At 54.4% G+C, this 12523-nt stretch carries 9 protein-coding genes; 3 read left to right on the plus strand and 6 right to left on the minus strand.

The annotated features are described in order from the left end of the window. Positions 1–53 precede the first annotated feature (53 nt). The 5 genes from Q4D85_RS06615 to Q4D85_RS06635 all read right to left on the minus strand — a co-directional run bounded on the left by Q4D85_RS06615 (position 54) and on the right by Q4D85_RS06635 (position 6876). Positions 54–1625 carry an alpha/beta fold hydrolase gene (locus Q4D85_RS06615; protein WP_303199124.1) on the minus strand — a complete coding sequence of 524 codons (1572 nt, stop codon included), beginning with the start codon at positions 1623–1625 and terminating at the stop codon, positions 54–56. 126 nt (positions 1626–1751) lie between these two features. Continuing rightward, the gene (locus tag Q4D85_RS06620; protein ID WP_303199125.1) at positions 1752–2384 is read right to left on the minus strand and encodes an LUD domain-containing protein; all 633 of its coding nucleotides are present in this window, start codon (positions 2382–2384) and stop codon (positions 1752–1754) included. 2 nt (positions 2385–2386) lie between these two features. After that, complete coding sequence (locus Q4D85_RS06625; protein ID WP_303199126.1) at positions 2387–3928, minus strand: LutB/LldF family L-lactate oxidation iron-sulfur protein; 1542 nt, start codon at positions 3926–3928, stop codon at positions 2387–2389. Continuing rightward, on the minus strand, positions 3925–4710 hold the full coding sequence (locus Q4D85_RS06630; protein ID WP_303199127.1) for a (Fe-S)-binding protein: 786 nt from the start codon (positions 4708–4710) through the stop codon (positions 3925–3927). Before Q4D85_RS06630 ends, Q4D85_RS06625 begins: the two co-directional genes overlap by 4 nt. Before the next feature lie 495 nt (positions 4711–5205). Continuing rightward, positions 5206–6876 (minus strand): L-lactate permease, encoded by a 1671-nt coding sequence (locus Q4D85_RS06635; protein WP_303199128.1) that lies wholly within the window; start codon positions 6874–6876, stop codon positions 5206–5208. A 414-nt stretch (positions 6877–7290) separates the two neighbouring features. Between Q4D85_RS06635 and argS the strand changes: the two genes are divergently transcribed. The 3 genes from argS (at position 7291) to Q4D85_RS06650 (ending at position 11968) form a co-directional block, all read left to right on the plus strand. Next, the gene (gene argS / locus Q4D85_RS06640; protein WP_303199130.1) at positions 7291–8943 is read left to right on the plus strand and encodes an arginine--tRNA ligase; all 1653 of its coding nucleotides are present in this window, start codon (positions 7291–7293) and stop codon (positions 8941–8943) included. A 3-nt stretch (positions 8944–8946) separates the two neighbouring features. Further along, entirely contained in the window at positions 8947–10392 is a 1446-nt protein-coding gene (lysA, locus tag Q4D85_RS06645) for a diaminopimelate decarboxylase (RefSeq protein WP_303199131.1), read from the plus strand. A gap of 169 nt (positions 10393–10561) precedes the next feature. Beyond that, the gene (locus tag Q4D85_RS06650; RefSeq protein ID WP_303199132.1) at positions 10562–11968 is read left to right on the plus strand and encodes a hypothetical protein; all 1407 of its coding nucleotides are present in this window, start codon (positions 10562–10564) and stop codon (positions 11966–11968) included. Between the two features lie 4 nt (positions 11969–11972). On the opposite strand, the gene Q4D85_RS06655 is transcribed toward Q4D85_RS06650, so the two are convergent. Then, positions 11973–12377 carry a rhodanese-like domain-containing protein gene (locus Q4D85_RS06655; protein WP_303199133.1) on the minus strand — a complete coding sequence of 135 codons (405 nt, stop codon included), beginning with the start codon at positions 12375–12377 and terminating at the stop codon, positions 11973–11975. Between the last annotated feature and the right edge of the window lie 146 nt (positions 12378–12523).

The following is a 12523-nucleotide window of genomic DNA, read 5'->3' on the forward strand; positions in this document are numbered from 1 at the left end:
CGCACTTGTTGTCCTACGCCTCAACCACAAGAAGCTCTGGTGAGAAAACCTCACTATTGCTGAAAATATCCAGGGACGTCGGTGACGGTTACATTGCCGGTGTAAAGGTAATCCAATGCAACGCGATCGACTTGCTTATTTCCGGCACCGAAATGTCCGTGTCCGGGCCCATGGACTGTAATCAAATGGGCGTTCATGGAGCTGCGCAATTCCTGGGAATTTTCCAAGGCAGTTCGAGGGTCGCTTGTGCCTTGGATCTGTAACGGGCGGGTTTTTAGCTTTGAACCGTCCAGCGGCACACCGTGAGTGATCGGTGGAGCTCCGTTGCAGGTGTAGCCCCATGCGCTGGCAACCGGTGCGCCGGAAAACTGATCTTGAAGGATCCAATTGGCCCAGACCGCGCGGAGGGCAAGATTCCTATCCCATGGTTGTACAGCCTCATTGCACATGATAGTTCGATTGACTACGGATGCAGCTGCGATGGCGTCCTTTTCTGACTCATCAGTCAACTGGGCTTTCCGCTTTCCTAGATCTTGATCCGCCAATTCAGGTGACTGGATGTATCCGATTATGTTCTTCCAGTATTTGGGGATCTGAAGAGAAAGATGTGTCATAACCAATACGGATGACAGTTTCTGGCTTGATCCACCCGCGGCGGCTGCGGTTCCCACGCTTTTAGATTCGGCTTGGGCACGTGCGGTGTTATTCATAGCGTCAACTGCTGGTTGCCCAAGTCCTTTGAGGTGGGGTGGTAAATCGGCTTCGGTGGCGCGCGGCGGCATCACTGATGGCCATACTCCAGATTGGCGTTGGATAGTCTCAGCCCATGTGGTGTATACGGCATAGGGAGTCGCCCCTAGGTGAAACGTGTCGTCATGAGCTGCGGCCCATTCGAAAAAATCATGAAGGACTCGGATAAAGCCAGTTTCCTGTTGTTTGGAGGAGTCGGTCCACTTTTTGGTGTGATCCAGCCCGGAATCGAGCAGTACTTTATTGGTGCGTTCAGGAAATAGCGTCGCATAGGTCGATCCTAGGAGCGTGCCGTAGGAGACACCGTAGATGGAAATGGTGTCTTTCTTCAGAGCCTTTCGTACTTCCTCCCAGTCACGCGCGGTATTTTCCGTTGTTATGTGGGGAAAATACCCAGGATTTGTTCGTTCGCACGCGGCACGCAATTGGCCGCCGGAATTGGTAATCGTCTGGAGCACATCAGCTTTTTGGTCATCGGTACATGTCAGGGGAGTGGATCCATGCATTCCGCGGGGTTGGACACCGATGATTGTGAAGTTTTGCAAAAATTCCTCAGGAAACTCCATTACTTCAGTGTCGCCGAGAAAATCATAGACATCGCTACCTGGTCCGCCAGGGTTGACGAAGACTACATCTTTGGCAGTTTTGGTTGCCGTATGTTGGACGAAACCAATGGAAATTTTCTCTCCGTGAGGGTTCGAATAATCGCGGGGGACGTCAATCCGGCCACAGCTTAAACCTGGCCGAACGGCGGACTTGGGGCAGTTTTCCCACGTTATAACCGGGGTATCGGCGTGCGCTGGAACCGCCACGCTTAAACCAACTGCGGCGCTAGCTGCGATTATGGATGTAAGCATCTTGGAAAAAGAACGCATAACGTAGCGAGCCTCCTTGATATAGACGACAATGCAAACGGCTCGGCTGAAAATACTAGTATTTTTATTTATCTATATGTGGAAAATGCTCCTTTGTTGATACAAAGGAGCATTACAATTTGATAACTAATCCACGATTACGCAGATCAATGTACGTGGACCGTGAACGCCTTCCACCCGGTTAAGCTCAATGTCGGAGGTTGCGGATGGGCCGGAGATCATCGTGATGGGTTTTTCTTGCCCCAAGCGACCAATCATTTCCGGAACGCCGTAAACGACATTGTCCATTCGCACGATGACCACGTGGCAGTCAGGCACCAAAGTAAGGGCGCGACGACCGCATACGGGATTCGATTCCAAGCAGATCGTACCGGTTTGGGCAGAGCTTACATGCGAGTCCGTAACCACCGCGTCGACGTCGTTAAGCAGACGGGGATCGGTGCTGCGGTCGTCTGGGGTTGCGGTGCCGTCGAAGGCGTCGAAAAGCGCTTTATCAAGACCCTCTGCATACCGAATCTCCTTAGCGGAGCGTTCGTGGAGGATCTCGGCGATTTTCTGACCCAGATTATCTTCCGTGACTTCGTGAACGATAGCCTTGTAGTCCAATAACCGGTCAATAAGAACTTCCTTGAGTTCTTCCCGGGAAAACTCAGCGGTCTTGTCCATGTTGTATTCCCGCGAAATCTCTACGTCGCTGGGCATATTGGACAACTGTTGAGCGTTCCGGATGCGGGTGAGCATTTCAGTTTTTGCATCCATGATTACTGCTCCTCGGCTTCCTTTTTAACGTTATTTTCCGGCAGCCCTTCTTCCCGTGCTTGAGCAAGCAGATCCTGAGCTTCTTGGGAGTTGAACCATTGACGGAAGGATTTCTTCGGTGGCACAGACGTATCACGAACATCGGTCCAGCCAGCGAGGAAGCTTGGCATATGAGTGATCTTGCCGTCCCTACCGCCGAGAATGCGACCCATGAATACCATCCGGGTGGCGGTGTTCCACAGCTTGGAATTGCCCCACAACAACTGCATGCTTCCGAGCAGAGAACCTTCGATTTTCGGCTTGAATTCCTTGACTTTCTTATGCCGCAATTCCAAAAGCGCGTCGGTGATAGGAATCTTCACCGGGCAGACCTCATTGCATCGACCACACAGCGACGACGCATACGGCAGGTAGCCGTTCGGATCGTGGGAATCATCAATGCCGGTCAGCTGCGGTGTCAAGATTGCGCCGATCGGACCCGGGTAGGTCGAACCATACGCGTGGCCTCCGGCTCGTTCATACACAGGGCATACATTCAGGCATGCCGAGCAACGAATGCACTTGAGCGCTTCCCGGCCGATTTCGTCTGCCATCGCCGCGGTACGGCCGTTGTCGAGGAGAATGACGTGGAAGTTCTGCGGTCCATCGCCTTCAGTGACACCAGACCACAGGGAGGTATACGGGTTCATCCGCTCACCGGTGGAGGAACGTGGCAGCAATTGCAAGAAGGTTTCATAGTCGCGGAACGTCGGCAGGATTTTCTCGATACCCATGACCGAAATCAAGGTTTCCGGCAGGGTCAAGCACATACGGCCATTACCCTCAGACTCCACGATGGTCACGTGGCCGGTCTCGGCGATACCGAAGTTGGCACCCGAGATGGCGACTTTGGCTTCCATGAATTGTTGGCGCAGATAGAGCCGAGCTGCTTCGGCTAATTCGGCAGGCTCAGAGGTGATGGATTCATCGATATGATCCATCTTCTTCAGGAAGATGCTGCGGATTTCCGCGCGGTTGCGGTGGATAGCAGGAACCAAAATGTGGGAGGGCTTATCTTCACCGAGCTGAACGATCAATTCTGCGAGGTCGGTTTCTTGGGCGAAGATGCCTTCTGCTTCCAATTGCTCGTTAAGTGCAATTTCCTGGGTCGCCATCGACTTAATCTTGACAACCTTTTTCTCGCCGGTCTGCTTAACCAGCTCAGTTACGATCTGTCCAGCTTCTTTGGCATCCCGTGCCCAGTGGACGTGGCCACCACGGGCGGTCACAGCTGCTTCGAATTGTTCCAACAATTCGGGTAGGTGAGCCATGACGTACCGCTTGGTAGTCGAGCCGGCCTCTCGCAGGGCCTCCCAGTCGTCGATTTCGTCGATGACCGCTTGGCGCTTATTGCGAATAGTGGTGGTGGCTTTGGTGAGATTGCGACGCTGGGTGACGTTGTTGAGGTCGTTATGCGCATTCTTTGGAAATGGCTTGTCGCCGCGCAGATTGGAAATATCCGATGCCCGAGGTGGCATCGTGGGCATTCCGAGGTTGACACTCATAGCATTGCCTCCTTGGAGTAAGCGGCCGAGGTTGGGGTCCACGGATGTGCCTTGGTCGAAGCCAAGATCTCGGCGAGATGGATAGCACGGATACCGACGTGCTGGCGGGAAAGGGAACCTGCGATATTCATCAAGCAGGAGGAGTCGCCACCAGTGACATATTCGGCCCCGGTTAACTCAATATTGCGGCACTTATCTGAGACCATGGCGGCTGAGGTTTCTGCGTTCTTCAACGAGAACGTACCGCCGAAGCCGCAGCATTCTTCCTTATTGGGCAGCTCGATAAGTTCGAGGCCTTCAACGTTTTGTAGCAGTCGGTATGGTCGATCTCCAAGTTTGATAAACCGCAGGCCGTGGCACGACGGGTGGTAGGTGACTTTGTGCGGGAAGAATGCACCAACGTTTTCTACCCCAGCGACGTCGATGAGAAACTCTGGCAGGTCGAGGGTTTTCTTCGCGCAACTAGCGGCACCATCTGCCAGGGCGGGGGAGCCGTAGCGTTTTGCTACGTGTTCGTGTTGTTCGCGTACCGCACCGACACAAGAACCAGAAGGGGCTACTACGTAGTCGATGGATGGATCGGAAAATGCATCGACATAGTTTTTGATCTGTCCCACTGCCTCCTTTTGGTAACCAGTGTTGACATGCATCTGACCGCAGCAAGTTTGTGACTGAGGGAAAACCACTTCGTATCCCAACCGGGATAGGATCAGCGCGGTTGCCTTAGATGCATCGGGGAACATTGCATCCCCGATGCACGTGGAAAAGAGCGCTACTTTCATGAGGCGAAGCTCCTTTTAAGTGGGAGAATTTAATACGTTGTGTCGTGGAGTGCGGCGGCGATTGGTCAGTGGCTCCGTTACGAATGGAGGTTTTCGGATAAAAACCACATTTTCGTCATCGTGCTCAAACTTTCCAGAGGCCTAATGCGCCACGGTATGCCCTCTAATGTACCCAAAAACCGGTGCAAATTTTAGCTAGGATACCCTCAATTAGCTGAACATAAAACTTAGCGTCTAGCTGCTGGTATATCCGAAACACTTATGTTTCTAAAATTGGAAAATTCACCGCCTATCTAAGCGATTGTTGCGCAATGTGGGATTCGGTCTGTTTACGTGGGCAAAGTTTTATCGACGATTCGTTACCGCAGACGGGTTTTCGAAGCTGGCCGCTAGCCCACCGGCGTGGGGCAGCCTCGGAACACGAAAAAACTGGCCCGGACTCATCACAGTGTGATTTGTCACAGGCCAGCTGTGGGGGTTTGAAGAAGGGTGGAACTATGGAACTACTGGTGCCATAACCGAAAGTACATTGGTCTGGAGGAATACCAGGCAGCAGACCACAAACAGGAGCAGGAAGGACCAACCGACAACGGCTTTGAAGATGTCGGATTCCTTGCCTTCCATGGATACAGCGGTTGCTGCGATGGCCAAAGACTGTGGCGAAATCATCTTGCCAACCACACCACCGGTGGTGTTGGCGGCCAGCATCAGGTCTGGGTTCAGCCCAGCGTGCTGAGCTGCGGTGACCTGCAGATTGCCAAACAGAGCGTTGGCCGAGGTGTCGGAACCGGTTACTGCGGTGCCCACCCAACCCAAGGTCGGTGCGAGGAAGGCGTAGATGGCACCGAGCGAGGCTACGTACTGGCCGATGGCGATGGTCTGACCGGAGTAGTTCATGACATAGGCCAGGCCCAAAACCAACATGATGGTTACTGCCGACCAGCGCATGCGATACCACACGGAGCCAAATTCCGTTACTACTTGAGCAGCGGAGAGCGAGTACTTGCCGTTCTCGTTGAAGATCGCGTACACGATAGCGACGATGATTCCGGAAATGAGCAAGAGGGAACCAGGGTTGTGGATCAGGAAGAAGGTGTAAGCCGACTTCACTGGTTCGCCGGATGCGGTGACCAGGCGTTCCGATAGCAACGGCCAATCGAAGGAGATCTTGGGGGTCTTCAGGAGCGCTGGGATGGTGGAGCCGAGGTTGGCAACACCGAAGATCAGGGTGACCACTGCGTATGGCATCAGCGCCATCCATACCCGACGGGCAGGTAGTTCTTCTGCGGTGGCTGCTGGTGGTAGATCCATCCGCTTGCGCATTTCGTCAATGCCGACTGGGTTCCAGAAACGCAGGAATACGAAGGCAACGCCAAGGGAAACGATACAGGCGACGACGTCGGTGAGTTGGTATGCGAAGTAGTTTGAGGTTGCCCACTGGGCGATAGCGAAGGAAATACCGATAACGAATGCCGGAATCCACGCTTCCTTAACGCCCTTCATTCCGTCGAGGATGAACAGCAGGATCGCGGGAACGAATACCGCGATTAGCGGAGCCTGGTGACCGACGATTGCAGCGATATTTTCGGTTTGTTCGACGGTACGGCCGGAGACCTCACCAGCGGTGGTAATTGGAATAGCGACGGCACCGAAAGCGACCGGAGCGGTGTTTGCCAGCAGAACAACAATCGCTGCCTTCAGCGGCTTGATGCCGAGTGCCAGGATCATCGTTGCAGTAATGGCGACCGGGGCGCCGAATCCGGCGAGGGCTTCAAGCAGACCGCCGAAGCAGAACGCGATGAGGATGGCCTGGATACGCACGTCGCCGTCGCCTAGTTTGTCGAATGTGCGACGCAGATCTTCGAAGCGGCCGGAGGCTACCGTGATTTGGTAGAACCAGATGGCCATGACAATTACCCATACGATGGGCAACAGTCCGAAAAGGCCGCCGCGTAGTGCGGACATGAGGGCGAGGTCGGTCGGCATGTTGAAGCCGAAAATTGCAACGAGGATCGCGGCTAGAGTAGCTACTGCTGCAGAAACGTGTGCGCGGGCCTTAACGCCGATGAGCATGATGAAAAAGGCCAACAGCGGGATACACGCAACCAGGGCAGATAAGCCAAGGCTGCCGCCAACTGAGTCGGTCACAGCGGTGAAGGTGTTCACTGTAACTCCTTAACAGACATTGATGGGTCAAATGGGCTGTGTGTTGAGTTTTAACAGGGAGTTTTGCAAGTTTGTAGTGCAAATCTCTTGCTTGGAAAAATATAAGTTACTTCACACATCGGATTCAAGTGTAATTGTGAGGTATAAATTCTTGTTATTGGATCCGGTAACTATTTTTGCTTTTCGACGCCCCACAATCGGCGTCCGACTGCGGTGTGGGTTGCGAAAAACCAAGCTTAGGGTAGCTATATTCGATGGTCTTTAACACGACATCTCGGTTGTTGCGAGTGATATATATCTCAAATTTCCTCGGAACTTTTATCGAATAAAACCGTTCCGATGGTGGCATAGAGCGGTGTCGTCTGGCAACACGCATTCTTTTCTTCAACCGTCGGTAGGTTACACTCTTTCGTTATGACACCAGCGGATTTGGCACAGCTTATTAAAGATACCGCCGTGGAAGTTTTATCGTTCTACGGCCAGGACACCTCAGTTCTTCCAGATGTAGTTGCGGTCGAGCGTCCGCGTAACCCGGAGCACGGCGATTATGCCACAAATCTCGCATTGCAACTGGCAAAGAAAGTGGGGATGAATCCACGCGAGCTGGGTCAATCGTTGGCGGAAGCTTTGGGGAAGAACGAAGCGATTGAAACATCCGAAATCGCAGGGCCCGGCTTTATTAACATCCGGCTCGCCGCTGCGGCCCAGGGTAAAATCGTCGCCGACATTCTCGCCAAAGCCGAAAAATTCGGGCATTCCACCCGCTATCAAGGCACCGTTGTCAACCTGGAATTCGTCTCTGCAAATCCCACCGGACCCATCCACCTCGGTGGCGCCCGGTGGGCTGCGGTCGGCGATTCCTTGGGGCGGGTGCTTGCGGCAACGGGCGCGCAGGTCACCCGGGAGTACTACTTCAACGACCACGGCCGTCAAATTGATCGGTTTAGCAATTCGCTGATTGCTGCGGCCCAGGGGCTCCCGACCCCAGAAGACGGCTATGGGGGTGCATATATTCAGGAATACGCTGCCGCTATCGTCGAAAAGCACCCGAACTTCGCAGAGCTTCCCGAGGCGGAAATGCAGGAGCTATTCCGCGCTGAGGGGGTCGAGATGATGTTCGGTCACATCAAGGAATCCTTGCACGAATTCGGCGTCGACTTTGATGTGTATTTCCACGAAAATTCCCTTTTCGAATCCGGCGCGGTCGACCGAGCCGTCGAAAAGCTCAAGGAAAACGGCAACCTGTACGAGCATGACGGCGCCTGGTGGTTGCGCTCTTCCAACTACGGCGACGACAAAGACCGGGTTGTGATCAAATCCGACGGTGACGCCGCATACATTGCCGGTGACATCGCCTATGTCGCAGATAAGTTTGATCGCGGCTTCAATCTGGCAATCTACATGCTCGGTGCCGACCACCACGGCTATATTTCTCGTCTTCGTGCCGCGGCAGCCGCGATGGGCTACGACCCAGAGCACGTCGAAGTTCTGATCGGGCAAATGGTCAACCTGGTTCGCGACGGCGCAACCGTGAAGATGAGTAAACGCGCCGGTACAGTCATCACCCTTGACGATCTGGTGGAAGCAATTGGCATCGACGGTGCTCGCTACTCGTTGGCACGTAGCTCGGTAGACTCCACCCTCGACATCGATTTGGAGCTATGGGCGTCGCAATCCTCCGATAACCCGGTCTACTACGTCCAATACGGGCATGCGCGGCTGTGCTCGGTGGCGCGTAAGGCCAAAGATGCGGGCGTGACCGCCGAGAACCCAGATTTGTCTCTGCTAACCCACGAGCGCGAGGGCTATCTCATTCGGACCTTGGGCGAATTCCCAGCCGTGGTCAACGCTGCGGCAGAGCTGCGGGAACCGCACCGAATTGCCCGCTATGCGGAAGAACTTGCTGGTACTTTCCACCGGTTCTACGACGTCTGTCAGATCCTGCCGAAGCAAGGCGAGGATATCCAACCGATCCACACCGCCCGGTTTGCCCTGGCCATGGCCTCGCGACAGGTTCTGGCCAATGCGCTTGGTTTGCTTGGCGTCACCGCACCGGAGCGGATGTAAAAAATGTCGAACCGTAATCACTTGCGTGCCGACGACGTTAAAGCAGCCCCCAAGGTTGCCCGCGTTCGCTCGGCGAATCCTAAAAACGTGGCAGGCGATCATAGCGTCGGTTGTTTCAACGGTCTACCCGCCCATGTGTGGCCGCGGACTGCGATCCGGGAGGAATCCGGGGAGATTTCCATCGGCGGGGTGCCGTTACGCGAGATCGCCGAGACGTACGGAACGCCTGTGTTTGTGGTCGATGAATACGATTTCCGTTCCCGGTGTCGGGACATGGCAGCCGCCTTCAACGGAGCTGAAAATGTTCACTATGCGGCGAAAGCGTTTCTCACCTCCCGGATCGCCCGGTGGGTCAACGAAGAAGGGCTGGCGCTCGACATTGCTTCCCTCGGGGAACTGCAAGTGGCACTGCACGCAGGCTTCCCGGCAAGCCGAATCGCAGCACACGGTAATAATAAGAGTGAGCAGTTCCTGCGCACCTGCGTGGAAAATTCCGTCAGCCACGTCATTTTAGACTCGCACCAGGAAATTGAAGAGCTAAACCAGGTTGCGGCTTCCTTGGGGAAAGTGCAAGACGTGCTGGTTCGAGTGAAACCAGGCGTGGACGCACACACGCATGAGTTCATCGCGACCGCTCATGAGGATCAAAAATTCGGTTTCTCACTCGCCTCAGGCTCAGCCTTCCAGGCTGCCTGTAGGGCAGTGGAATTGCCGCACCTTCGGTTGGTCGGATTGCATTGTCACGTCGGTTCGCAAGTTTTCGACGCGGAAGGGTTTTCCCTTGCCGCAGAACGCGTGTTGAAGCTCTATGGCCAGGTGCGTGCCGAAACTAATGTTGGCGAAGAATTCAACATCCTAGACCTAGGTGGTGGCTACGGCATCGCCTATGTGGAGGAAGAATCGCCGCTGGATGTCCACGGGGTCGCCGCTGACCTGCTTTCGCGGGTGGAAAGCTACGCCCGCCGCCACGACATTCCATTACCACAGGTGATGGTGGAACCCGGCCGAGCCATCGCTGGGCCAAGTACGGTGACGATGTATCAAGTAGGCACCGTTAAAGATGTAACGGTGGACGATAATGCTTCCCGCCGGTATATTTCCGTCGACGGCGGTATCAGCGACAATATTCGCCCGGCGTTATACGAAGCTGAATACGACATTCGGGTCGTCGATGGTTTTAAGGATGGCAGCCTGATTGCCACCCGAGTTGTCGGTTCGCACTGCGAATCCGGCGACATTCTCATCCACGACAAATCCCTGCCCGATAATATCGCCACCGGTGATCTGGTAGCCCTGGCGGCAACCGGTGCATACTGTTACTCCATGTCGAGCCGATACAACATGATGATGCGCCCAGCGATCGTGAGCGTGTGTGACGGCAAGGCTGAACTAATGGTGCGGCGGGAAACCATCGAGGATTTCCTCAATCTGGAATCCCCGGAGAACTAGCCGCGGGTGAATCTGAAAGAAACGTAACGACCCGGCGGTCTTTTTGAAAAGAACCCATTATTTTAGTGAAAGTGCTGAAATCGCCGAATATGTGTGGTTATAAATTAAGGTGCAGCGTTTACCGAAACTAACCACTTCACATGGGACCTATAAGAAAGACTGCACAACGATGGCCAAGGATTATCCAGCGTGGGGCGACGGCTTTGACAGGGACGATTTTTTACGTGACCTGGATGCCGCCGCCATCCGCTATTTGTCGGAAAACAGCGACGACATCCTTGGCAGACTCGATTCCCTCCCCATCAACCAGCTACTAAGTTTGCCGTTCCATGTTCCCTACGGCCCGCTGCAGATCGCTATCTGGGAAGAATGCGTCAAACGCCAGGAACTCATGGCGCCCGCTGACACGGCTGGTCCCGCCGCAGCGCGGTTGAACCTCGTCGATGCCTTAGCCATGGGTGGGCAACTGCACCGGGTGCCAGCGGTTTTCGAGTTAGTGGAGGACTATTATTACGACTCCTGGGGTGTGGAACAGCACCCAGAGTTTTTAGAACACTTCGCTTGGCACTACCGAAACTACATTCAGGCGCTTACCGACGATCCCACCACTCCGGCCGACGACCTCCACGCCGCACTCGGCCGCATGAAAGAGCTCTACATCTTACTTAACGACGACATGAAGAGCTACTACCTCAGGGCTTATCAAGTGCATAAAGAACTCGGTGAGGAACAAGAAGCCGCCGAACTACGCGAGTTATGGATTAACACCCCGCCCTCGAAACTATCCGACTGCACCGGCTGCGATCCGGTGTACGTGGTGAAAATGCACGCCGCTATTGGCGATTGGGGACAGGCCGTAGCAGTTGGCGAAAAGGCCCTGGAAAACCCCGACCTGTTGTGCGATGCGCAACCAGAAAACCTCTATCTCTCGTTGCTCACGCCGTGGCTTCGAACCGGCGCGGATTGCGTGGCAATCGAAGCTCACCTTGATGCATTAACCAGAGACATCGAAAGCCCCATTTTTCTCGATCATTTTCCCGACCATTTCGTCTACCTGGGGCTTTCCGGCGCCGCAGGCAGACCTCTTCGGCTGGAACTGGGGTTGGTGCTGTTTTCGCGGTACGTCCAGTGGTGGAAGCAAGCCGAATCGCCTCGGGTGCTCATGAACCTGGCGGCTTCCGTCGCTTTTTTCTTAGACCAGCTGCCAAACGATGACCGGCAACTTGGTTGCACGCTTGATGGTTCCGAGCTGCCGTGGGGATCGGCGCCGGACATCGAAGGCCCCACCGTCACCCAGGCCCGCGAATGGTGCGCCAATATTGCGTTAGGCTTAGCGCGACAGTTCGACGCCCGACCCGGAATCAGGTTTCCGCATACCGTGGCGGAAATTACCTATCTCATGGATAAGACCCCGCCGATTGCTCCGCTGAAGCGGCAAAGCCGATTGGAGCGGATGTTTGAGCAGGGGCAGATTCTTGTGGCTAATAATGCGGTCACTCGGGCTGGCATGTTGAAGTTCAAAGCCAAAACCCTGTACGCATTCTTCGCCGATTTTGTTGACCGGCGAAAGAAGTAGCCGACTATTTTTCTAATTCACCAGTCCAGGCGTTGATGCCGTCGTCTAAGTGGGCGATTTTGGAAAAGCCTGCCAGTTCCATGACGGCGATAGCGCCGGAGCTACGGTTGCCGGATCGGCAGTACACCGCGTATTCCTTCGACTTATCAAGCTCAAGGATTTTATTGCCAAACTCGGGGTCCTCGACGTCGAAATTCAACGCGCCAGGAATGTGACCGGAATTGTATTCTTCGGGGCTGCGCACATCGATGATGGTTGCGCCGTTATCAATTGCCGCCGAAAAATCGGGGTCGGTGGTGTCAGCTCCGCTGGCAGTAGGCCCTAATAAACTACACGAGGCCAAGGTGGAGGTTGCGACGATGACAAGCGCGGCTTTAACACCGGCGCGCACGAATGGGGAAGATTTCATGCCTATTATTATGCGCACATTGTTATGGGATAGAACCCGGATTACACAGATTGGGGGAGTAGCATTGGTCAAGCTTTTAAAAGATTGTGAATGAAATCAGGGGGAGAAAGACGTAAGTTCCGCGCGCAATCCTCTACAATTTTAGG

The organism is Corynebacterium sp., from assembly GCF_030532965.1.
In the GTDB taxonomy this organism is placed as follows: domain Bacteria; phylum Actinomycetota; class Actinomycetes; order Mycobacteriales; family Mycobacteriaceae; genus Corynebacterium.

Bases quoted from the DNA above. Each gene is read 5' to 3' on its own strand.
- Q4D85_RS06650 (WP_303199132.1), top strand. From the start codon at position 10,562: ATGGCCAAGGATTATCCAGCGTGGGGCGACGGCTTTGACAGGGACGAT.
- argS (WP_303199130.1), top strand. From the start codon at position 7,291: ATGACACCAGCGGATTTGGCACAGCTTATTAAAGATACCGCCGTGGAA.
- Q4D85_RS06620 (WP_303199125.1), bottom strand. From the start codon at position 2,384: ATGGATGCAAAAACTGAAATGCTCACCCGCATCCGGAACGCTCAACAG.
- Q4D85_RS06625 (WP_303199126.1), bottom strand. From the start codon at position 3,928: ATGAGTGTCAACCTCGGAATGCCCACGATGCCACCTCGGGCATCGGAT.
- Q4D85_RS06655 (WP_303199133.1), bottom strand. From the start codon at position 12,377: ATGAAATCTTCCCCATTCGTGCGCGCCGGTGTTAAAGCCGCGCTTGTC.
- lysA (WP_303199131.1), top strand. From the start codon at position 8,947: ATGTCGAACCGTAATCACTTGCGTGCCGACGACGTTAAAGCAGCCCCC.
- Q4D85_RS06615 (WP_303199124.1), bottom strand. From the start codon at position 1,625: ATGCGTTCTTTTTCCAAGATGCTTACATCCATAATCGCAGCTAGCGCC.
- Q4D85_RS06630 (WP_303199127.1), bottom strand. From the start codon at position 4,710: ATGAAAGTAGCGCTCTTTTCCACGTGCATCGGGGATGCAATGTTCCCC.